This is a genomic window from Mucilaginibacter sp. (assembly GCF_041088075.1).
In the GTDB taxonomy this organism is placed as follows: Bacteria; Bacteroidota; Bacteroidia; order Sphingobacteriales; family Sphingobacteriaceae; genus Mucilaginibacter_A.
Map to the genome: position 1 here is coordinate 36,718 of NZ_JBGCVY010000059.1, position 22,161 is coordinate 58,878.

17 protein-coding genes are annotated in these 22,161 nt (G+C 42.9%); 4 read left to right on the forward strand and 13 right to left on the reverse strand.

Annotated elements, in window-relative coordinates:
- Window positions 1–44: 44 nt before the first annotated feature.
- A complete protein-coding gene (locus V5804_RS14555) occupies window positions 45–929 on the reverse strand; it encodes a manganese catalase family protein (RefSeq protein WP_369592125.1) in 885 nt (294 codons plus the stop codon).
- A 477-nt stretch (window positions 930–1,406) separates the two neighbouring features.
- Between V5804_RS14555 and V5804_RS14560 the strand changes: the two genes are divergently transcribed.
- The 3 genes from V5804_RS14560 (at window position 1,407) to V5804_RS14570 (ending at window position 5,803) form a co-directional block, all read left to right on the forward strand.
- A complete protein-coding gene (locus V5804_RS14560; protein ID WP_369592126.1) occupies window positions 1,407–4,655 on the forward strand; it encodes a chemotaxis protein CheB in 3,249 nt (1,082 codons plus the stop codon).
- A gap of 129 nt (window positions 4,656–4,784) precedes the next feature.
- Window positions 4,785–5,462, forward strand: coding sequence for a hypothetical protein (locus V5804_RS14565; protein ID WP_369592127.1), 678 nt, complete (start codon window positions 4,785–4,787; stop codon window positions 5,460–5,462).
- A gap of 170 nt (window positions 5,463–5,632) precedes the next feature.
- Window positions 5,633–5,803, forward strand: coding sequence for a hypothetical protein (locus tag V5804_RS14570; protein WP_369592128.1), 171 nt, complete (start codon window positions 5,633–5,635; stop codon window positions 5,801–5,803).
- Between the two features lie 7 nt (window positions 5,804–5,810).
- Here V5804_RS14570 and V5804_RS14575 read toward each other — a convergent pair whose 3' ends face one another.
- A complete protein-coding gene (locus V5804_RS14575; protein WP_369592129.1) occupies window positions 5,811–7,331 on the reverse strand; it encodes a GH3 auxin-responsive promoter family protein in 1,521 nt (506 codons plus the stop codon).
- Window positions 7,332–7,582: 251 nt separating this feature from the next.
- Between V5804_RS14575 and V5804_RS14580 the strand changes: the two genes are divergently transcribed.
- Entirely contained in the window at window positions 7,583–8,815 is a 1,233-nt protein-coding gene (locus V5804_RS14580) for a cation:proton antiporter (protein WP_369592130.1), read from the forward strand.
- A 279-nt stretch (window positions 8,816–9,094) separates the two neighbouring features.
- On the opposite strand, the gene V5804_RS14585 is transcribed toward V5804_RS14580, so the two are convergent.
- From V5804_RS14585 to V5804_RS14635, 11 genes are all read right to left on the reverse strand, one after another.
- Window positions 9,095–9,451: a hypothetical protein gene (locus V5804_RS14585; protein WP_369592131.1), complete on the reverse strand. Its 357-nt coding sequence runs from the start codon at window positions 9,449–9,451 to the stop codon at window positions 9,095–9,097.
- Window positions 9,441–9,902 carry a hypothetical protein gene (locus V5804_RS14590; RefSeq protein ID WP_369592132.1) on the reverse strand — a complete coding sequence of 154 codons (462 nt, stop codon included), beginning with the start codon at window positions 9,900–9,902 and terminating at the stop codon, window positions 9,441–9,443. The genes V5804_RS14585 and V5804_RS14590 overlap by 11 nt, the downstream gene beginning before the upstream one ends.
- 210 nt (window positions 9,903–10,112) lie before the next feature.
- Window positions 10,113–11,870 (reverse strand): ATP-binding protein, encoded by a 1,758-nt coding sequence (locus V5804_RS14595; protein ID WP_369592133.1) that lies wholly within the window; start codon window positions 11,868–11,870, stop codon window positions 10,113–10,115.
- A complete protein-coding gene (locus V5804_RS14600) occupies window positions 11,867–13,000 on the reverse strand; it encodes a sensor protein KdpD (protein WP_369592134.1) in 1,134 nt (377 codons plus the stop codon). Before V5804_RS14600 ends, V5804_RS14595 begins: the two co-directional genes overlap by 4 nt.
- Window positions 13,000–14,712: a potassium-transporting ATPase subunit KdpA gene (kdpA, locus tag V5804_RS14605; protein ID WP_369592135.1), complete on the reverse strand. Its 1,713-nt coding sequence runs from the start codon at window positions 14,710–14,712 to the stop codon at window positions 13,000–13,002. The genes V5804_RS14600 and kdpA (V5804_RS14605) overlap by 1 nt, the downstream gene beginning before the upstream one ends.
- 44 nt (window positions 14,713–14,756) lie before the next feature.
- Window positions 14,757–15,896, reverse strand: a complete 1,140-nt coding sequence (locus V5804_RS14610; RefSeq protein ID WP_369592136.1) for a porin — start codon at window positions 15,894–15,896, stop codon at window positions 14,757–14,759.
- Between the two features lie 170 nt (window positions 15,897–16,066).
- Entirely contained in the window at window positions 16,067–17,509 is a 1,443-nt protein-coding gene (locus V5804_RS14615; RefSeq protein WP_369592137.1) for an outer membrane beta-barrel protein, read from the reverse strand.
- A 33-nt stretch (window positions 17,510–17,542) separates the two neighbouring features.
- Window positions 17,543–18,109 carry a K(+)-transporting ATPase subunit C gene (locus tag V5804_RS14620; protein WP_369592138.1) on the reverse strand — a complete coding sequence of 189 codons (567 nt, stop codon included), beginning with the start codon at window positions 18,107–18,109 and terminating at the stop codon, window positions 17,543–17,545.
- A gap of 36 nt (window positions 18,110–18,145) precedes the next feature.
- Window positions 18,146–20,176 (reverse strand): potassium-transporting ATPase subunit KdpB, encoded by a 2,031-nt coding sequence (gene kdpB, locus V5804_RS14625; RefSeq protein WP_369592139.1) that lies wholly within the window; start codon window positions 20,174–20,176, stop codon window positions 18,146–18,148.
- 61 nt (window positions 20,177–20,237) lie between these two features.
- Window positions 20,238–21,956 carry a potassium-transporting ATPase subunit KdpA gene (gene kdpA, locus V5804_RS14630; protein ID WP_369592140.1) on the reverse strand — a complete coding sequence of 573 codons (1,719 nt, stop codon included), beginning with the start codon at window positions 21,954–21,956 and terminating at the stop codon, window positions 20,238–20,240.
- 12 nt (window positions 21,957–21,968) lie between these two features.
- Entirely contained in the window at window positions 21,969–22,046 is a 78-nt protein-coding gene (locus V5804_RS14635; protein ID WP_369592158.1) for a potassium-transporting ATPase subunit F, read from the reverse strand.
- Between the last annotated feature and the right edge of the window lie 115 nt (window positions 22,047–22,161).

The window sequence follows — 22,161 nt, forward strand, 5'->3', positions numbered from 1 at the left end:
CCGGTTTTTAGGCCAATACTTCTTTTAGCACCATAAAATTGGTATTATGGCAACAGTGTGTCTTTGATATTTTCGATGATGCCTTTATCAGCAACCGCACCTTTCATTTGTTGGGTTTGCGCATGTCCGCGAACATCCGGCGCGCCTAATTTAGGCTCTTGCCCCATCGGCGAAGCATAAACAAAACTGAACTCGCCTTTGCCATCAATAGAAGGGCCGCTTGCCCAACGTGCGTTTGGCGGTTGTGGTTTGTGGATATCGGTAGAGATAAAAGCATACTCAAACGCCCTAACTTCTTCCGTCATCGGGAAAGAATTAGGAATTGGAAGGTTGTTTTTTACACCGCCCAAATCTTCGATCACGGCCAGCCACTGGTTTTGGTGCATCGTATCGCGGGCAATTAAAAAGGCAAGCATATCTTTCATGCCTGCATCATCGGTCAACTCCCATAAGCGTGTGGCCAAAACGCGGCCGGTTGATTCTGCCATTACGTTGGCATACATATCGGCAGCAATATTGCCGCTGCCAACCACCCATGAGCCGTTAAAAGGTACGCCATTGCTGTCAACCGCCATGGCCGATAAACCGGACGATAAAATATGCCGCGGGTCCATGCCGCCCATAATGCTGCCCACAATTGGGTTGGAGCCGGCAATCTGATCCTTTAAATCGTTCGTAGCGCCTTCCAGGTTCAATGCAACAGCGGTGCTTAACATTTCGATGTGCGAAATTTCTTCAGTACCGGTTTCTAATAACATATCGCGGTATTTGGTTTCGCCGCGCGACCCCCAGGCCTGGAAAAGGTATTGCAAACATACCCTGATCTCGCCTTCGATACCGCCAATGGCCTGTTGCAATAATTTGGCATACGCCGGGTTTGGTTTTTCTACACGTACCTCGTACTGTAGTTTTTTGTCATGATAAAACATAATAAACGGTTAAGTAAAATTTATAATAAAATTGATTGTGTTATAAAACCGGGCTGGGGCATGTATTGTCTGGTTTTGTAACGGACCAAAAAAAACTGGGTTACAATACCATAACGAAAAAGGAGCTGCTGAGACGATAAAAGCTAAATTGTTATTTTAAAGCTTCCCACAAAAAACCTGTATTTACCCAGATAGTTTTAATTTTAAATTAAATATTGTTATTGCTGATACATATTGCAGCAAAGTTTAAAGGAAGAAGGAATTTGTAGAAAAGTTAAATGCTTCTTTTATCGGGTAAAAATTGGTGTTAGCAGATAAAAAGAAAACTATAGCCTGTTTTTGAAGATGAAATATAAGCTCCTCTTCAAAGCTTTGAAAAGTATTTAGCTGTAAATTAAGATTTTAAATATCTTTTGGTTTATTATAACTATGTTTGATTGACTTTACGTTCTGCTACTTACTTCTAAATTAACAATTATGGCCCAGATTGATGAAAAGCAATACATTATTGCTATTGGCGCATCTGCCGGAGGATTAGAAGCTATTTCGGCTTTTTTTGATTACACACCAATGGATGGTGTATCTTATATCCTGATCCAGCATCTTTCCCCTGATTTTAAAAGCCATCTGGCCCAAATACTTAGGCCCCATAGTAAGCTACAAGTTGTTGAGGTTACAGACCTGATGAAAGTTGAGGCCAATAAAGTTTACCTCATCCCCAATACCAAATACATGGTTATCAACAATGGCGAGCTTCTTTTATCCAATAAAAAAGATAAACAGGCACCGCATTTAACCATTGATTATTTTTTTATTTCCCTGGCAGAAGAACGCCAAGATAAAGCGATCGGGATTATTTTATCCGGCACCGGCAAAGACGGGTCTAAAGGGGTGGAAGCGATTAAAAAGGCAGGCGGAATTGTTATGGTACAAGACCCGGATACGGCAAGTTTTGACGGGATGCCTCAAGCTGCCATTGCTACAAACTGTGCCGACCGGGTTATCTCGCCGCAAGCGATGCCACAGGTTATCGAAAAGTATGTGAAAGACGGTGTGCTCGAAATACTTATTGACGACAAGGACGACGAAATATCCGACGAAGGCCTGAAAGAAATTTTAAGTTTAATAAAAGGAAACTCACCGCTCGATTTTACCGATTATAAACGGCCAACAATTTTAAGAAGGATTAAAAAGCGGATGTTGGAGCATAACTTTGATAGTGTAGATAACTACTATGCGTATTTAAAAAACAACCCGAAAGAAATCGGGCTTTTGGCCGATGATTTTTTAATTAGCGTAACCTCGTTTTTTAGAGATGCCGAAGCATTTAAAGTTATTGAAAACCAGGTTTTGCCGGATATTATAGACCGTAAAAAAAATGGCGATGTATTAAAAATATGGGTAGCCGGTTGCGCTACAGGCGAAGAAGCCTATTCGATAGCCATTTTGGTAAATGAATATTTAAACAAAATTGATAAAGAAATAGAAGTTAAACTATTTACGACCGATTTAAACAAGGCTGCTTTGGATGTTGCCTCAAAAGGAATATATACGAATAAAATAGAAAACACCGTATCCGCAGAAAGGCTGCACAAGTTTTTTACACCCGAGGGCAAGAACTACAAAATAAAGCACGAGATCAGGAAGATGATCATTTTTGCGGAGCACGACCTGGTTAAAAACCCGCCTTATTGCGATACAGACCTCATCAGTTGCCGCAACCTACTGATTTATATGAACCCCGTTTTACAGAAAAAAGTGCTTTCTATGATGTATTTCGGTTTAAAAAAAGGCGGGTATTTGTTTTTAGGCCCAACTGAAAGTACAGCAATTTTGAACGAGGGTTTTACGGAGATATCGGGCAAATGGAATATATTGAAAAGCAATAAAAACAGCAGTACATTAAGGTTTGATAATTTTTTATCGGCACCGGTTATCGAACGGATAAAAACAAACACCATGCAAGTAAGCACGAAAGATGAGGCCCCGTTTTCTAAACTTGTGGTAGCTGATGAAATCAACATGGCTATCCTGGAAGAATCCGGGTATTGTGTTTGTACGGATGAAAACTTAAATGTAATACGTTCTTTCGGCGATCCTTCGGCTTATCTCAAGAATGAGATTTTTAATTTAAACCTCACCAGCTTATTGCCCGATGATATTTCTATTGCATTTAAAAGCGCAGCATACAAGGCTTTAAAGTTAAACCAGAAAGTTATACTTAAACGGCTGCGTTTTGGCGGAACAGATATGGCAAAATTTCATCTGGCCGACATCGTGATCAAGCCCTTTTTTATAAACCAAGCGGATACACAATCACTCCTTATCCTGTTCAAAGAAAATACAAGTAAAGCAACCGGGATAAATATTGCCGATCAGGCCGCATTAAATAAAATCACCCGGGAACATATCGAAAGCCTGGAAACAGAACTTGCCGAAGCAAAGCACCAGCTTGAAGTAGCTAATGACCGGATAGCATCATCAAACGAAAACATACAATCTTTTAACGAAGAAATGCTATCCGCCAATGAAGAAATGCAAAGTGCCAATGAAGAACTGCAATCCATCAACGAAGAACTGCATTCTGTAAATGCAGAACTGCAAAATATAAACAGGGAACACCAGCTTGCCAATGATGAATTAACAGAATTGAACGATGACCTGAACAATTACTTTCGGAGCAATATCAACGGGCAATTGTTTGTTGACGATAATTTGCTGTTAAAAAAATATTCTCCCGGTACGGTAAAACATATCAACCTCCGCGAAAGTGATATTGGCCGACCTCTAAACGACATCACAACCAATATTAAATTTGAAACTTTAATTGAGGATATTGAAAAAGTAATACAAAATAAAGAAGCGGTTACCAGGGAAGTAGAATCTATAGACGGAAGGATATACGAGGTGATGACCTTGCCTTACATCCGGAAAAACAGCAATACCGCAAACGGTGCTATTGTTAGCTTTTATGACATTACCGAATTTAAAAAGCTGCTCTATGATTTGGACATCAGCAACAAACAATTAGACATCAGCAATAAAAGTTTAACGCGGATAAATGCAGACATGAACAACTTTGTGTATGGTGCTTCACATGATTTGAATGCACCAATATTAAACATAGAAATGGTGCTTGGTTTTTTGAACAAGAAAATGGATTTAAAAGACCCGGAAGTTTTAAATCTGTCTAATATGGTTAACCGTGCTGTTTCAAACTTTAAAGACGTTGTGAAAGACCTCGGCAAAGTAGGGCAGATGGAAGCCGAAATGCAGGAAGGCTATTCTCTGGAGAATTTTGAATCGGTTTTTTTAAGTATTGAAGGATTGATATCCGAAAAAATAAAAGATACAGATACTGTTTTTAGCACTGATTTTTTGGCAAAGGAAGTCCGGTTTTCTAAAAAATACTTAACAAGTATTATGTTAAACCTGATTACAAATGCGATCAAATTTCGGTCTCAAGAGCGGCAGGTAAAAATCATCATCAAAACCGAGCAGGTTGATCAGTTTATTTTGCTAACCGTAACCGATAACGGGATCGGCATCAACAAAGACCGGCTTGACTTTATCTTTAAAATGTACCATCGGGTAAACACAGAAGTTGAAGGGCAGGGAATCGGCCTTTACTTAATCCGGAAAATAATAAATGCGGCCGACGGTAAGGTTGAAGTTGAAAGTGAGGTTGGAAAGGGTTCCTGTTTTAAAGTGTTTTTTAAAGTTTGACCAGCGCGGACAAATACCAGCCAGGCGGAAATTCTTTTACACTAAATATTGCCTGGTAAAAACAGTATCGGCAAACAAAATACCTGCCCACAAAACCGAACCTTTTTTTTAAAAAGCTGTTGTGCCAACATGCGTTTTAAAGCCGTTTCCGTGATCGTAGTACTGCTGTTGTTAGCCGTTGTTTTTATTTATGCCATCGTTTATTTCTCTTCCAAACCTGCCGAATTAACCGGTGCCAAACCGCTTAACGTTTTTTATCAGCATAAAACCATTCCGAAAGTAGTGGAGCCGGAAGTGGTCAAAGCTTTGTCTTTTTATCCTGAATTAAAAGATACGCCGATTGATTTTGTGTTCGACCCAAACACCAGCAAATCCATCATGCTGTCGCAGCCGGTTTTGAAATCGTTTTTTCGCGGACAAAAAAACCGGACTTACATCATCAAAATCAACCCGCGTTTTGTGATGGTACACCGTTCGATGCCGATTGAAAACGTGCCGCAGGATATTTTGACAGGCTGGTTTGGGCACGAATTGGGCCACGTGATGGATTATAGCCAGCGCAGCAACTGGAAGATGTTGGTTTTCGGGGTCGGCTATTTATGTTCTGACCGTTTTTTAATGCAGGCCGAGCGCAATGCAGACACGTACGCGGTTGACCACGGTTTGGGCACTTACATCCTGGCAACCAAAAACTTTATTTTAAACAACGGCGATTTGCCTTTGGCTTATAAAGCGCGGATCAAACGGCTTTACCTTTCCCCACAACAAATTATGGATTTGATCAAAAAGGTTAAAAAGCCGATTTAAGTTTAGTCCGATTGTCATGCCGAACTTGTTTCGGCATCCCACTAAGCATTGATTTTATGCCGATAAAAGAAGCATCAAACCACTTGCTTTGTCATGCCGAACTCGTTTCAGCATCTCTCTATACACCAATTTTATGCCGATAAAAGAAGCATCAAACCACTTGCTTTGTCATGCCGAACTCGTTTCGGCATCTCTCTATAGACCAATTTTATGCCGATAAAAGAAGCATCCATCAACTTGCTTTGTCATGCCGAACTTGTTTCGGCATCCCACTAAGCATTGATTTTATGCCGATAAAAGAAGCATCAATCCTGTGGGATGCTGAAATAAATTCAGCATGACAAAAAATCAAACATGTTCCTTTACAAAAGCTTCAAACTCCAAAAACTGCTCTTCTTTCATCACCCGCGGGATTTTGACCTGGCCGCCCAGCTTTTTATTTTCTTCGCTCCATTTATAAAAAACTTCCACCGGGATTGGTTCTACTTCCACACCTTTTAATGCGCGCGTCCGGGCAACGTTGTAGTTTTTGTTGTTTTGGCGGAGGTGCTCGTCCAACGCTTTTGCAACCGCATTTTTATCCAAATCTTTATCCGTGCTGATGTACCATTGCTGGATAAATTCGCCATTTCGGTGTACTGTCGAAGCGATAAACTCGTGGATGCAAACGTTAAACTGTTTTTCCATTTCCTGGATAGCCACGTTCATTTGGATCACCGAAAGCTGTTCGCCGGCCACGTTGGAATAATGTTTGGTCCGGCCGCTGATCCTGATTTCGTGCCGTTCTAAATCGGTAAACATCACGGTATCGCCAATCATGTAACGCCAGGCACCAGAAACCGTTGAAATCAGCAAAACATATTCTTTATCGGTTTCCACATCGGCCAAAGTTAAAATTTTCGCGTTTTCGGCAACGGTTCCGTCCTCGTTCATGTTCTTTTCCTCAAAAGGCACAAACTCAAAATAAATGCCGTTGTCAACTACCAAAGCCATTGCCGAAGTATCCGGCCGCTTTTGCATCGCCAAAAAACCTTCGGAAGCGAGGTAAGTATCAATATAAATTAGCGGATGGGCCAGCAGTTTTTCAAAGCTTTTTTTATAAGGTTCGAAAGCCACGCCGCCGGTTGTGTAAACGGCCAAGTTTGGCCAGATGTCGTGGATGTTGTTGAGTTTGTGGTAGCTAATCACTTCTTTCAGCATCAATTCCATCCAGGCCGGGATGCCCGACAAACTGCCAATGTCCCAATCTGCAGCCTGTTTGGCAATCTCTTTGATGCGTTCATCAAAGTTATCAATATTGGCAATGTCTTTTCCCGGTTTGTAATAACCACGGAACCAAAACGGGATTTTGCTGGCGCTGATGCCGCTGATCTCGCCTGCCAAATGCCCGTTAATATCTTTCAGATCGGTGCTGCTGCCCAGCATCAAAATTTGTTTTTCGAAGAAAGACGGCGGCAGGTCAAAGTTGGCCAAAGCCGCAACCTGCTGCAAACCCGAACGGCGGATCGCAGCCAGCATATCATCCGTAACCGGGATTTGTTTGCTGTTGCTCGTGGTGCCGCTGCTTAAAGCTAAATATGGCGTGCTGCCCGGCCAGGTAATATCGTTTTTGCCTTCGATAACCAAATGCCACCATTCTTTGTACAGCTTGTCGTAATCAAAAACGGGAACGGTTTGGGCGAAGGCTTTGACCGCGTTTTCGCTGTTTAAAATGGCTTCAAAATCGTAGTGGCGGCCAAAAGCGGTGTTGGCAGCGGTTTCCAATAAATCTTCCAGAACGCGTTTTTGTGATTCTATCGGGTCCGGGTCTTTTACAAACTTGTCGGTAAATTCGATTGCTGATTTAATGAGTTCACCTATAATGGCCATGCTTCTTTTATCGGTTAAAAATGAGTGTAAGGATTAACAGCAAAATTGATAAAAAGATTTTTATCCGGTAAAAGAAGCATCGCCAAACCGGGCAGGCAGCAAGCAACGCAAGGTTTCCAAAAACTTGACATGCCTTTACAATTGCCTGTTTTTAAAATTGTTTTTGCTTTCCAAAATCAATGCTTACAACCCTGTTAATCCTTGAAATACACTTACTTTTACCCGATGCGTTTTCCCTTCAACAAACTATAATGCTCATTTATCAAATTATCACTGTAATTATTTTATTCACTACGGTTTTTGCCTATGTAAACGATAAGTACATCAAATGGCCATCAACTATTGGCATTATGGCGCTGTCTTTAATGGCCTCGCTCATCATCGTGATGTTTGGCAGTTTTGTGCCCGCAACAACCGCCAGTTTGGTAAAGCTAATCAAAACCATTGACTTTCAGCAGGTTTTGTTGCAGGTGATGCTTGGTTTCCTGCTTTTTGCCGGTGCCATGCAGGTAGATTATCAGAAGCTGCGCAAAGAAGTTTTACTGGTTTTGGTGCTGGCTACGCTGGGCGTTCTCATATCCACTTTTTTGGTGAGTGTGCTTTCGTACTATCTTTTTGCTTTGTTCCAACTGCCCGTTCCTTATATCTATTGTTTGCTTTTTGGCACGTTGATTTCTCCAACCGACCCGATTGCGGTAATGGGGATTTTGCGGAAAGCCGGCATCCCGGAAAGCCTGGAACTTAAAATTACGGGCGAATCTTTGTTTAACGATGGCGTGGCCGTGGTGCTGTTTTTAACCGTTACAGAAGTGGCCGTGATGGGTGCCGACCAGATGACCGTTTGGCGTATAGGAAGTTTGTTTTTGCGGGAAGCTATTGGCGGACTGGTTTTTGGCACGGCACTCGGTTATCTCGGTTATTTTATTTTGAGGTCAATCAATAATTACCGTGTAGAAGTTTTGATTACTTTATCCATGGTCATGCCTGGTTATGCTTTGGCCAGCTACCTGCATGTTTCCGGTGCGTTGGCGATGGTAGTGGCCGGTTTGATGCTGGGCAACAAGGTTCGGAACACGGCCATGTCGCGCAAATCCTGGGATTACCTCGGCAAATTTTGGGGTTTGATTGATGAGATTTTCAACGCTGTACTGTTTTTACTGATTGGTTTTGAGATGCTGGTCGTCGAGATTACCTTGCCCATCGTCAGCATTGGCCTGGCCATGATTTTGGCGGTACTTTTTGCCCGTTGGGTTTCGGTGCTTTTCCCGGTTTGGCTGTTAAGAGGGAAGATCAAGTTTGAAAAAAACGCCTTAACAATTTTGACCTGGGGCGGTTTGCGCGGCGCTTTATCTGTTGCGCTGGCTTTATCTATTCCGGCAACAATGCACAAAAACGAATTTGTGCTGATCACTTATATCATTGTGGTTTTTTCGATCATGATCCAGGGACTAACGATTGGGAAATTGAGTCATCGGTTGCGGTGAGAATAAGCTTTTGAATAATCCTGATTTTTAAACTATTTGCCAATGCAGCTATTGAACTTGTTTAAATTTTTTTCGGGCCTTTTTCGGGCTGATGCTTCTTTTACCCTATAAAAATTGGTGCTTTTATCAGCCTTAACAAATCAAAACCAGGCAATACCAATTTTAGGTGATAAAAAAAGCATGATGTCAAGAACCAAGGAATAAGTTTAAACAAGTCCATTATCATTTACATAAAATCGAAATGTTTATTTAAGAAATTGAAAGTAATAAAATCAAAAATCATACATCAAAAACAACTACATTAATGTGTGCGATCAGTCTTTCAAAAGCAAATGCTTTAAGTTTATTTTTCGGACGTAAATCCGTAATAAATTTTTTTAAAGCATAAGTTATTAAATGACACCTGACTTGTGAAAAGCCATTTTTAGAATCTATGGGATTTTCTAGCATATCATTATTTAAACAGAAAGAATATTTATCAATGGTTTGTATTGATGACATCATTGCAATAACGTAACATTCGTCATCAATAAAAACATCATTACAGGAAAGTATAATACCGGGATGGTATTCAAGCCTTGCGTTGCCTGGTATTTGAAATTCGTAATTAATTATTTCCCCCTGATTAAAAGACATTAGAAGATTCAGTAGTTTCTCTCAAAGATGATTTACCAGTTTCTGATAATGCTTCTTTAATATGATCAGGGGTTTTTATAATAGGGGATTCTGAAAATGCTATTTTGTGTAATGTTGCCTCGTATTTGAAAGCAGCTTTAAGTATTGCTTTATAACTGTTCCTTAACCTAACGTTTTTAGAGTTTGACAGATAAGATTTGTCATTGATTTTTTCGAAAATTTTAATGTCATCTTTAAATGCTTCCAATTTTTCTTTTGCATCAGAAGGAGTTAATAAAGCGGCTTGTTTTGTTCGCGTTATAATATTTTTTTCAATTGAATTAAAGCTATGACTAAGACTATTGTTTACGACTGTTTTTAAACTACCGGAAAAATTATCTAAGTGTTCTGCTGCCCATAACCTAAAAGACAACCAAGGAGCATGTTTATGATTTAATGATTGAGTAAACATCACAGGCAATTTTAATTATTTAACAGCTTTTACGCAAAAGTTAAACTATAAGAGTTATAGTTTTTTAAAAACTAATTTTATCAGGTAAAGTTCAAAATATTTGATAAATATTATTATTTAAAAATTCAAAATATCCACCAATCCACCAATCCTCCAATACTTCTTTTACCACACCAAAATTAGTGCGGTAAAAGAAGCATCCACCAAAACCTAAACATTTACCGCCGGCAGTTCAAAATAAAAACGGCTGCCTTCGCCAACTTCGCTTTCTACACCAATTTGTCCGCCTTGTGCGCCAATGAAATCTTTGGAAATGGCCAGTCCCAAACCTGAGCCTGATTTATTTTGCCCGTCTGTTGGAACCTGGAAATAGCGGTCGAACAAGCGTTCTTTGTACTTCGCTTCAATGCCTTTGCCAAAATCTTTTACCGAAAACTCGATCATTTTACCAACTGGCGCAACCCGGACCTGGATTTTTGATTTCGGCGCGCTGTACCGTAACGCATTTGATAAAAAGTTGATCATTACCCAGGCCGTTTTTTCTACATCGGCATGAATGTTTGGCAGCTTTGCCGGGATCAACTGTTCAATCACAACGCCTTTTTGCTGCGCCTCAAACTGGATGGCTTTGATGGCATATTGCACAATTTGTTCGGGTTGTGTTGGGATGAAATTAAGCTGGATGTTGCCGGTTTCAATCTGAGAAAGGTCCAGCAATTCGTAAGTGATTTTCAGCAAACGTTCGCTGTCTTCGTTGATGTGCTGCACCAATTGTTCCTGCTCTTTGTTCAGTGTGCCGATGCGGTTGTCCGCCAGCAACTTCAAACTCATTTTAATGGCCGAAATTGGTGTTTTCAACTCGTGGGAAATGGTGGCAATAAAATTTGTTTTCGCTTCATCACGTTCTTTAAACTCGGTAATGTTGCGCAAAATATAAACTTTCCCGGCAGATTTATTGGCGAAAATCAGCGTTTCGTTAATGTTGTTGTCCATGTTCGGAACCGTAATTTCGCTGGCTTCTAATTGAAAATACGAATCTTTTCCATCAACCACAATTTTAAACGGTTTTCGGGCTTTTGCATCATCAATGATAGATTTAAACAGATCGTTGCTTTTGGTGATCTCTGCCACAGATTTTCCTTCCAGCTTTTGGTCGGCCAAATTCAAAATGTTCTTGGCTGTTGTGTTGATGAACAGCACTTCCTGTTTCTCGTTCACACCGATAATGGCATCGTGCATTTGCTCGATAATGGTTTCGATGCGCAACTTTTCCGACATAATCTTCGACAAATTGCTGTTTTCCCACTCGTTCAGCCGCGCTGCCATATCGTTAAAAGCATTGGCCACTTCGGCAAACTCGTCCCGCTTCTCAAAATGGATGCGCTGGTTGTAGTTTTTCCGGCTGATTTCAAGGATACCATCCAGCAAAGTATTTAAAGGGTTGGCAATAAAACCGGGAAAGTTTACGCTGAAACTGAACAATACCAAAAAAGTAAACGTGCCGGCCAGGCCCAAAAACAACGTGGCTTTGTTGACGGATGCCTGCGCCTGGTCGTTTTTACGGACGATGGCTTTCATGTTCAATATCTCGATACTGCGCAAACTTCTCCGGGCATTTCTCGCGGCATCTTGTTGTTGCGTTAAGGGGGCCGAGGTGTTTTTTAGGCCGGTAAAAGAAGCATGCAGGTTTTTCACCGCTTCGGCTTCGCCAACTTCCGTAATGTTATTTTCCTCGCGCACCAATTGCTGGTTAAAAGCCGTTTGTGCCGAAGCGTTTAATGGCAAAGTGTTCTCATCCAAAACCATCCGCATTTCGCGGGCGAAGTTCAATGTTTCGTAGTTGTCTTTTAAAATCACTTTGGCGCTATTTGAAATTTCGTTGATGTAAAAGATGGAAACGGTGCCAAAAAAAAGCACAACGATAAACAAAAAGCCGAAGCCTAAGCGGAGTTTATTTTTTACTTTCATGATAGTATGACTAAATCGGTTTCAGAAACAGCTAACTTTTTAAGCAGCTCGTTAAATGCGTTTGTTTTTAAAATCACCTGGAACAAATTGATATGCGGTTTGCCGATGCAAATGGTGGTAATTTCCCGTTCCTCGGCTATTTGAACGATGGTTTGCGAAATATCGTCGCTTTTTATTTTTAATACTTCGGCGCCCAGTTCTGTCGCCAATTTAAAATTGTTGATGAGATGGCGTTGTTTGTCCAGCTTAATTTTATCCAAACTTTCGCCGCTGCTTTGCACATAAAGCGCAATCCAGCCGGAGCGGTAATAAGAGGCCAGCCGCGCCGTTTTTCGGATCACGATTTTGGCCGTTTCGGCATTGGTTGAAATGCAGGCCAGAAATTTTTCGGATCGAAGCTTGATCTGTTTCGGTACTTCGATGGCGATTTTTCGTTCCAGGTGATGCGCTACTTCTTTTAAGGCCAGTTCCCGTAACTGCAAAATCCGGTCGGGCTGAAAGAAATTTTGCAACGCCAGGTTGATCTTGCTTTTATTATAAATCTTACCTTCTTTTAAACGGTCAATCAATTCATCGGCGGTTAAATCAATGTTGACGATTTCGTCGGTCAGTTCCAGTATTTTATCCGGGATCCTTTCCGTAATCGCAACGCCGGTAATGGCTTCCACTTCTTCGTTGATGCTTTCCAAATGCTGGATGTTGACGGCAGAAATTACGCTGATGCCGGCTTCCAGAATATCCAGCACATCCTGCCAGCGCTTGCTGTTTTTACTGCCCTCAATATTGGTATGTGCCAGTTCATCTACAATCACCACTTCCGGGTGGCGGTTTAAAATGGCCTGCAAATCCATTTCTTCCAATTCTTTTCCTTTGTAAAAAACTTTCCGTTTGGGAATTACAGGCAAACCGGCCAGTAAGCTATGTGTTTCGGCGCGGTTGTGGGTTTCGATGTAACCAATCTGGATATCAATCCCGTTGCGCAAAAGAGTGTGCGCTTCCTGCAACATGCGGTAAGTTTTGCCCACACCGGCGCTCATGCCGATGTATATCTTAAACTTGCCGCGGCGCGATTTTTTGACAAGCTCGATAAAATCCCTGACGGAAGTATCGGGAAGTTTTTCTTCTGCCATTAGTGTATCAAATGTAAATGTTCATTGATCGGACCTAACACAAAGCACGAAAACATGGAAAGCGATTGCAGCACCACAATCACGAAAAACAGCAGCACGCCAAAACTCGCCGTATCTGTTTTTAAAGTACCGGCCGAAGCTGGCGTATAAATTTGATGGCGCATTAAACCGGCAATGTACAAGCCGCCAAAAATCGGGATAAAGCGGCCGCAAAGCATGGCAAAAGCAGTGGTTAAATTCCAGAAAACGGTGTTGTTGCCAAGGCTGGCAAAGTTTGACCCGTTGCCGGAGTAGGAGGAAGTGAATTCGTATAAAGCCGTAGTAAAATTGTGCGGGCCATTGTTGCCAAACCAGTTTAAGCCGTTGTTTCCGTGGAAGATATATTGAAAAACGGAGATTGCCAGCCCGGTCAGCCCTAAACAAACCAAAGGCTGAAACAGGAAAACGATCATGGCCGCCTGAATTTGCCGCAGCGTTACTTTCCGCCCAAAAAGTTCCGGTGTCCTTCCGATCATTAACGAACCGATAAAAACAGCAATGATTAAAAAGATGAGCATGTTGATCCAGCCGCTGCCAACGCCGCCAAAAAAAGCATCAATCTGCATCCCCAGCAACATGTAAATTCCGGCCAGGGGCATATAACTGTCGTGCGCGGAAACGGTGGTTCCGGCTGGAACAACAATGTTTAGACCGGCATAAAAAGAAGATAAAGTTGAACCTAAGCGCACTTCTTTGCCTTCCATATTGCCGTGTGAAATATTGATGCCGAGTTTTTGCTGCGCCGGGTTTCCGTAAATTTCGCCCAGCATAATCGGAATAGTGAGCATGACCAAACCGATCAGCATAATGCCGATGACCATTTGTGCCAGCTTTTTTTCATCTAAATAAAACCCCACGAAAAACAAAAAAGATGCCGGTAAAAGAAGTACCATCACCACGTGGATGATGAACGAGGAAATGTTTGGGTTTTCGAAAGGATGTGCATCGTTCGCCCCAAAAAAACCGCCGCCGTTAGAACCTAATTCTTTGATCGGAAGCATGGCGGCAACTGGCCCATTGGCAACCGTAACCTGTTCGCCCTGCAAAGTGGTGATGGTTTCGGGTCTGTTAAAGTTCATCGGCACACCGCAAAACAGCAACAAAACGGCAGCCAGGATACACAAAGGCAAAAGCACGCGTGTTACGGAAAGCAGCAGGTCCTGAAAAAAATTGCCGATACTTTGGCTTGATTTTTTGGCAAACCCGCGCACAATAGCCACACCGGCGGCCAAACTTGTTGCCGCACTTACAAATTGTAAAAAGGTAAACACGCTGATTTGGGTGAAGTAAGTTGCGCCGCTTTCGCCGGAATAATGTTGCAAATCGGTACTGGTGAGGAAGCTAACGGAAGAATTAAAGGCCAAATCCCAGCTCATGGAAGGGTTTCCTGCGGGATTGAGCGGCAAATGCGCCTGAAAAACCAGCAGTAAAAAACTCATCAGCCACCAAATTAAATTGATGGCAATTAAAGCAAGCGTATATTGCTTCCAGTCCATTTGCTGTTTTGGGTTGATGCCGCAGAAACGGCAAATCCAACTTTCCACTGGTTTCAAAAAGTTTAACCAGGTTTGTTTTTCCTGGTAAACGGCAGCCATATATTTGCCAAAAGCCAAAGCAAGCAGCAAAACCGCGGCAATCAAAATAATGATGGGTATGACCGAATGTAAATCCATTTTTTATTTAACTGTAAAAGGAGTGCACGCACTCCTTTTGATGTTTAAAACGACACTGCAAAACTTGCGGTGATGAGCGGGCTGGTTTTTACCGGTTTGCCCATCCGGGTAAAAATGGCGTCCTGGCTGTCGTACAATTTTCCTTCCAGCCTGATGATGGCGTTTTCCACCGGTTTGTAATCTACATTGGCAGAATAACCACTTGTTTTAAAGCCGTTTGGCGCATTGGTGGCAATCAGCACGTTGTTTTTATCCTGATAATACTCGATCCGTCCGGCCACTGCCCATTGGTCTGAAAACTGGTAGCGCGCCAAGGCAACCGGCAAAAACACCTGGTAGTAATTGCTGCTTCCTTTGGTTTCCTGTTGGATGCCATAATCAAACCCGGCCGTAATGCCAAAGGATTTTGTTAGCTGAAAGATGCCGTAAAAATCGTTGTAAAACCTACGTACCCGGATCGAATCTGCGCCTTCCGTCCCTAAATAATTGCTGTAGTTTAAGGTTACTTTTTCGTTGGGTTTCCAGGTTGCCTGCAAACCTCCGGCGGGCTGACTGTTGCCCGATTGCCGGTTAATGCGTTGCCATCCATTCAGGTACAAACCAACTAAAGTGAGTTTGTTGTCTTTCGTTGTGTAAGTCAGTTTCGCGCCCGATTCGTAATAAGGTGTGTTATCGGATAAAATGTTGCGCGTAACTGTCCAATCGTCTTTCGAGATTGCGCTTTCAAAACCAATGTGCGAAGAAAATATACCGGCATCCACCCATAAATTTGCTGTTTTAGATACTTTAACACCAACATTGGCTTCAAAGATATTTTTTAAAACGCCGGGTTCGGCAGCTAAGTTAGCGTTGGCATAAGTACCGGCCATTAAGGCCAGGTTTGCACGCACCTGGCTGCTTTCGTAGTTGGCCTTGATAAAACCCAGGTTCAAATTTACCTCGTTGTGGCGGTTGTGCGAGTACACAAATTCAGGCCGGTTGTTATTAGGCGGACGGTTAAAATCAAACCCGTAGTAAATTTCAGCATAACCGCTGATGGTGAGCTTACCGGGCGATTTGGTGCTGTCTTTTTTGCCCACCGTTTTGGTTTCTTCCTTCAGCTTGCCAACTGTAGAAGTACTATCCTGGGCCGATGCTACAAGGCTTAAACAAATCATCACCACATTTACAATAATTTTTTTCAATTTTTAAGATTTAGGCTTTTATCAACTTGCTGTTTGGCACTGGTGGCAATACTTCTTTTACCACCTAAAAATTGCTTTTGTACAAACATAAATTTTAGGGTGGTAAAAGAAGCATGGGCCAGGTTTTAGGTTAGCAAGTTTTAGAAATTCCTTCGGCTTAATCCAATGTTTTAAAAACGCACCAATAAGGCGCCTATAAACCTTGATTCTGAATTGACCAAATTAGGCCTCCAGTCAGGGTTAGCTGTTCCGGGCCCGTAAGGAGTATTGCTGTAGCCATCAGGAGAGGTAACACCGCCAGGGCCGTTAAAATACGGGTTATTAACGTGGCGGTGAACAAATTCAAGACGGAACGTGATATTTTCAGTTGGCATAAAATCAACCGTTGTTGACATATCATAACCTTTAAATGTGTCGCCGGGATTGAGGGAATAAGGGTACAAGCCAACACCGGTAGTGCCTGTTGTTATGTTGTTGATAGCAGGAACAGGGTTTGCAGCACCACTTGGAGGCAGCACAAGATAGCGCCCCGGATTGTTGATAAAACCGCCACCAACTGTCCAGCCGATATGGTTTTTCAGAAACTCTAATCGGTTGTAAATCATCCCGCTCACAAAATATTGGGCAGGGTTATTAGGGCCGCCGTCGCTAAACCCGTTTACAGCACTTACGCCATTTTCGGCAGGGCCTTTTTCCCATCCTAAATCAGCAGTTAAAGAAAATGCTTCCCGGCTGATTACTGTTGTTGGATCGTTGTACAAACGCATTTCTATACTGTTATCGGTATGGTAACGGGCGCGGTGAGGTGCATTTTGGGTATCATGCCCGTAATAATTATTACTTACCAAATCAAGCCAATCGTGCGGGCGGTAGTTGATCTGGCCTCCAAGCCCAAACCCACTGTTAAATTTACCATACGTTTGCCAACCGTTTGTTATCCATGGTTCAATTTTTAAATTTTCTGTTGGGAATATTTGTACGCGGATACCGGTAAAATCCCAGGGTGTATTATCAGAAGTAAAGGAAGGCTGATATGCCCAATTTTCTATATTATAATAAGAAAACAACCCTACGTATGACATGAACAAGCCGGCATCAACATTGATGCCATGCCAAACATTAAAATGGTAACCTGCATTGGCCTCGCTAAAATAACGGTAAGCGTTTGCCAAATCAAACTGGCCATGCAACACGCTGTAATCATTTCTGGGAACTTCTGTTGAACGCGTTCCAAATTGGGTTAAGATACTGGCGCGAACGTTGTTCATGTGAAAATCTCCGCCCAGTGCTGCCAGGGCAATCTCAAATTCATTATTGCGGGCAAGGGCTGTTGACCCAACAACAGTATGGTCAATAGGGTGCTGGTTAGATATGGTGTAATTTACATCCACCAATATTCTCGGTGTGAAAAATTTAGTGTCAAGCGGGTTGCTATGCCTGCGGTCGTTTCCATTAAGCCAGGTATAGTCCCCTGTTGAAAACGGATCGCTGTGAGGGTCATGGACAGGGTTTTTATTTGTACTGTCTAATTTTGTTATGGTAGTTTCTTGCTGTGCGCACACATTAAAAACTATCGTTGCCAATGCGGCTACTGTAAGGATTAGTTTTTTCATTTTTTGTTAAGGTGGGAATGTATTAATTCGAGGTTATTTTTGAAGCGCATCTAACGCTACATTAAGTTTAAGTACGTTTACTTTTGCCGGGCCAAACAAGCCAAGCAAGGGTTTTTCGGTGTGTGAAGCAACCAGCGAAGCAACTTGCTGTTCGTTTAATTTTCGGTTTGCAGCAACCCTTCTGATTTGGATTTGCGCGGCTTCCGGAGAAATATCCGGGTCTAAACCACTGCCTGATGCGGTAACCAAATCAACCGGAATATCGCTTTTCTTTAAGTACGGGTGGTATTTCAGCAGCGTATCAATGCGTTTGCTCACATCTTTTAAATAATCCGGGTTGCTTGGGCCTTTATTTGATCCACCGGAACCGGCCGCATTATAAGCTACCGCCGAAGGACGGCCCCAAAAGTATTGCGGCTTGTCAAACTTTTGGCCGATGTTGGCATAACCAACCACTTTTCCGTTTACGGTAATGGTTTCGCCGTTGCCCTGGCCTTTGGATAATTTGCCGATAAAAGAGATCAGCACGGGATAAACCACACACAGTAAAACCGTGAGTACCAAGGTTAACCGGATGGATTGAACAATATATTTTTTCATTATAATGATTTTATATAGGTAAAAGAAGCATGTGTATTAGACCATTGTACCAATCAGCAGGTCTATTAATTTAATGCCGATAAAAGGAGCAATCACGCCGCCAAAACCATAAATCAACAAGTTGCGGCGAAGCAAAGCACTGGCGCCAATCGGTTTGTATTCTACGCCTTTCAAAGCCAGCGGGATCAGCATCGGAATGATGATCGCATTAAAAATTACGGCCGAGAGAATGGCAGATTCCGGGCTGTGCAAACGCATGATATTGATGCTTTGCAGGGCCGGGATGGAAGCAATAAACAAAGCCGGAACGATGGCGAAATATTTGGCCACATCATTTGCGATAGAAAAGGTAGTGAGCGTGCCACGTGTGATCAGCAATTGTTTGCCGATTTCTACAATCTCGATCAGCTTGGTTGGGTCGTTGTCCAGATCCACCATATTGCCTGCTTCTTTTGCAGCTTGTGTCCCGCTGTTCATCGCCACGCCAACATCAGCCTGAGCCAAAGCCGGCGCATCGTTTGTTCCGTCGCCCATCATGGCAACCAATTTTCCGCTGTTTTGCTCTTGTTTGATGTAGTGCATTTTATCTTCCGGTTTGGCTTCGGCAATAAAATCGTCCACACCGGCTTTTTCGGCAATAAATTTTGCAGTCAGCGGGTTGTCGCCCGTAACCATTACTGTTTTTATGCCCATCTTTCTGAGGCGTTCAAAACGTTCGGCAATTCCGGTTTTGATGATGTCTTGCAATTCAACCGTTCCTAAAACCACTTCGTTTTGCGAAACTACCAACGGCGTTCCACCGTTTTTGGAAACTGTTTTTACACGTTCGTCCACATCTTCCGGGTAAGCATTTCCGGCAGTAACCGTCATGTTACGGATCGAATCCGAAGCGCCTTTACGGATGCGCAAACCTTGAGGCGTGTTGATGCCGCTGGAACGGGTTTCGGCCGTAAACTTGATAAACTCAGAACCGGCAGGCGCATCCAACGCCAGTTTGCCGTTGCCTTCTTTGGCCAGCTCGATGATAGATTTACCTTCCGGAGTTTCATCTGCCAAAGAAGAAAGTACGGCTGCTTTGATCAGATCAAACGGCAATACTCCTTTTGCCGGCCAAAAATTGGTGGCTTTGCGGTTACCAATGGTGATGGTTCCGGTTTTATCCAGCAGCAAAACATCAATATCGCCAGCCGTTTCCACCGCTTTACCGGATTTGGTAATCACGTTTGCACGCAAAGCGCGGTCCATCCCGGCAATACCAATGGCTGATAATAAACCGCCGATTGTCGTTGGGATCAAACAAACAAACAGCGAAATCAAAGCTGCAATGGTGATTGGCGTATGGGCATAATCGGCAAAAGGTTTTAAGGTTACGCAAACGATGATAAAGATCAGCGTAAAACTGGCGAGCAAAATGGTCAGGGCGATTTCGTTTGGTGTTTTTTGGCGCGATGCACCTTCTACCAAAGCAATCATTTTGTCTAAAAAGCTTTCGCCGGGTTCGGTGGTAACCACCACTTTGATTTTGTCGGACAAAACCATCGTTCCGCCAGTTACCGATGATTTATCGCCGCCCGCTTCGCGGATCATCGGTGCAGATTCTCCCGTAATGGCCGATTCATCAATCGTGGCCAAACCTTCTATAATTTCACCATCGGTTGGAATGGTGTCGCCGGTTTCACACACAAACACATCGCCTTTTTTAAGTTGGCTGGAAGAAACAGAAGAAATGCTGCCATCTTCGCCGATTAATTTGGCGGGTGTTTCTTCGCGGGTTTTGCGCAGGCTGTCGGCTTGTGCTTTGCCGCGTGCTTCGGCAATGGCTTCGGCAAAATTTGCAAACAACACGGTTAAAAACAGCACCAAAAATATCACGAAGTTGTAGCCGAAAGAACCCTGGTCGTGGTGGCTGAAACTGTAAATGGTAACGTACAGCATGATGACTGTACCAATCTCAACCGTAAACATCACCGGGTTGCGGAGCATTACTTTTGGGTTGAGTTTGATGAACGACTCTTTTAGCGCAGTTTGCACTAAGGCCGGTTCAAATAATTTATTAGAAGCTTTCATTTTAATATTTCATTTCTAAAAGCCCCTCTAAAAAGGAGAGGGGTTGGGGTGAGGCTCTGGCTTACTTAGGCATTGAAAAATACTCTGCCAACGGGCCTAAAGCCAGTGCAGGGAAATAGGATAAAGCATTTAATACCATAATAACGGCAAACGTCATGAGGCCAAAGGTTACGGTATCAATTTTAAGCGTACCGGCAGATTCGGGCACATACTTCTTTTGTGCCAGTAAACCTGCGATAGCAACCGGGCCGATGATGGGCAAAAAGCGGCCAAGCAGGATAACGATGCCTGCAGATACATTCCAGAAAATGTTGTTGTCGCCCAAACCTTCAAAGCCAGAACCGTTGTTGGCATTGGAAGAAGTGTATTGGTACAGCATTTCCGAAAAACCATGGTAGCCGGGGTTGTTCAGCCAGGTTGAAGGTTTAACCGCCCAATTGATGTTGGTATGTTCTGTGAGGATATAGGAAGACAAAGCCGTACCTGCCATAATCAAAAACGGGCTGAGGAGCGTAATCAAAGCGGCAATTTTAACTTCCCTGGCTTCTACTTTATGGCCTAAAAATTCTGGTGTACGGCCTACCATTAGCCCGGAGATAAACACCGCAATGATGAGGTAAATAAAGTAGTTGAGCAGCCCTACGCCGCAGCCGCCAAAAAATCCGTTGATCATCATGGCCAAAAGCTCCCACAAGCCGGTAAGCGGCATGGTGCTGTCGTGCATCCCATTAACAGAACCGGTTGAAGTAACGGTGGTGAGCGTGCTCCAGTAGGCCGTTGCAGCCGGGCCGAAACGCACTTCTTTGCCTTCCATAGCTCCGGTAGCTTGTGAAATCCCCATTTTGGCAATGGCCGAATTTCCGCCAAGTTCGCTGCTGATGGATGGCAGCATCAGCATCAGCACGCCAAACATCATCACGCCAAAAATGATCCAGCTCAACTTTTTTCTTCTGATATAATAACCAAAAGCTAGGATCATGGCCACAGGGATGATAAACTGTGCGATAATTTCGACCATATTGGTCATGTAGTTCGGGTTTTCTAAAGGATGCGCAGAGTTGGCGCCAAACCAGCCGCCACCATTGGTACCAAGATGTTTAATGGCGATCATTTGGGCTGCAGGCCCGCGCGATACATTTACCGTATCGCCTTGTACAGACATAAACTGATCTTTACCGGCATAGCTGCTTGGCGTACCGTTAAAGGTTAATATCAATGCAATTACGATGGATAAAGGCAGCAAAAGGCGGGTGATGATTTTGACGAAATAATTCCAAAAGTTGCCCAGATCGGTAACTGTTTTATCTTTAAAAGCTTTAAATACGCCAACCGCACAAGCAATACCTGTTGCCGCACTGGTAAAGTGCAAAAACATAAAAATAAAATGTTGGGTAAGATAAGTTGCACCGGTTTCGCCGGAATAATCCTGCAAGTTACAATTGGCAACAAAGCTGATGATGGTGTTGAAGGACAAATCGGCCGTCATGCCTGGGTTTTTGTCCGGGTTCAGGGGCAATTTGTCCTGGTATATCAGCACAAAAAAGCCATAAACCAGCCATAAAATGTTGATGGTCATCATGGCCTTTAAAAACTGTTTCCAGTTCATCAGCTCGTTCGGGTTGATGCCCGAAAGTTTAAAAAGAAAGCGTTCAAGCGGCTTTAAAAAATCAGTCCATACCTTTTCGCCGGCAAACACTTTGGCCAAATATCCCGCCAGCGGGACAGCGATCAAAAGTGTGATGGCAAAGGATGCAATGATTCCTAAGAATTCGGTGTTCATCGTAAATGTTGGTTAAAAATTTTCGGGTTTGAGCAGCACGTAAACCATGTAGGCAAATACGGCTAAAGCAATAATGAAGAGTGCTAACATAATTTTCAGATTTTTTCGAACCAGTCGATTGTTTTAAAAATAACCCAGCAGCTAATTAGCAAGGCAAGGAAAAGGAGTAAAGTGAGCATCGTATTTTAATTGTTTTTTATCAGCA

Excerpts from the sequence above, each read along its gene's own strand:
- V5804_RS14555 (WP_369592125.1), bottom strand. The coding sequence starts at position 929 with ATGTTTTATCATGACAAAAAACTACAGTACGAGGTACGTGTAGAAAAA.
- V5804_RS14560 (WP_369592126.1), top strand. The coding sequence starts at position 1,407 with ATGGCCCAGATTGATGAAAAGCAATACATTATTGCTATTGGCGCATCT.
- V5804_RS14565 (WP_369592127.1), top strand. The coding sequence starts at position 4,785 with ATGCGTTTTAAAGCCGTTTCCGTGATCGTAGTACTGCTGTTGTTAGCC.
- V5804_RS14570 (WP_369592128.1), top strand. The coding sequence starts at position 5,633 with ATGCCGAACTCGTTTCGGCATCTCTCTATAGACCAATTTTATGCCGAT.
- V5804_RS14575 (WP_369592129.1), bottom strand. The coding sequence starts at position 7,331 with ATGGCCATTATAGGTGAACTCATTAAATCAGCAATCGAATTTACCGAC.
- V5804_RS14580 (WP_369592130.1), top strand. The coding sequence starts at position 7,583 with ATGCTCATTTATCAAATTATCACTGTAATTATTTTATTCACTACGGTT.
- V5804_RS14585 (WP_369592131.1), bottom strand. The coding sequence starts at position 9,451 with ATGTCTTTTAATCAGGGGGAAATAATTAATTACGAATTTCAAATACCA.
- V5804_RS14590 (WP_369592132.1), bottom strand. The coding sequence starts at position 9,902 with ATGTTTACTCAATCATTAAATCATAAACATGCTCCTTGGTTGTCTTTT.
- V5804_RS14595 (WP_369592133.1), bottom strand. The coding sequence starts at position 11,870 with ATGAAAGTAAAAAATAAACTCCGCTTAGGCTTCGGCTTTTTGTTTATC.
- V5804_RS14600 (WP_369592134.1), bottom strand. The coding sequence starts at position 13,000 with ATGGCAGAAGAAAAACTTCCCGATACTTCCGTCAGGGATTTTATCGAG.
- kdpA (WP_369592135.1), bottom strand. The coding sequence starts at position 14,712 with ATGGATTTACATTCGGTCATACCCATCATTATTTTGATTGCCGCGGTT.
- V5804_RS14615 (WP_369592137.1), bottom strand. The coding sequence starts at position 17,509 with ATGAAAAAACTAATCCTTACAGTAGCCGCATTGGCAACGATAGTTTTT.
- V5804_RS14620 (WP_369592138.1), bottom strand. The coding sequence starts at position 18,109 with ATGAAAAAATATATTGTTCAATCCATCCGGTTAACCTTGGTACTCACG.
- kdpB (WP_369592139.1), bottom strand. The coding sequence starts at position 20,176 with ATGAAAGCTTCTAATAAATTATTTGAACCGGCCTTAGTGCAAACTGCG.
- kdpA (WP_369592140.1), bottom strand. The coding sequence starts at position 21,956 with ATGAACACCGAATTCTTAGGAATCATTGCATCCTTTGCCATCACACTT.
- V5804_RS14635 (WP_369592158.1), bottom strand. The coding sequence starts at position 22,046 with ATGTTAGCACTCTTCATTATTGCTTTAGCCGTATTTGCCTACATGGTT.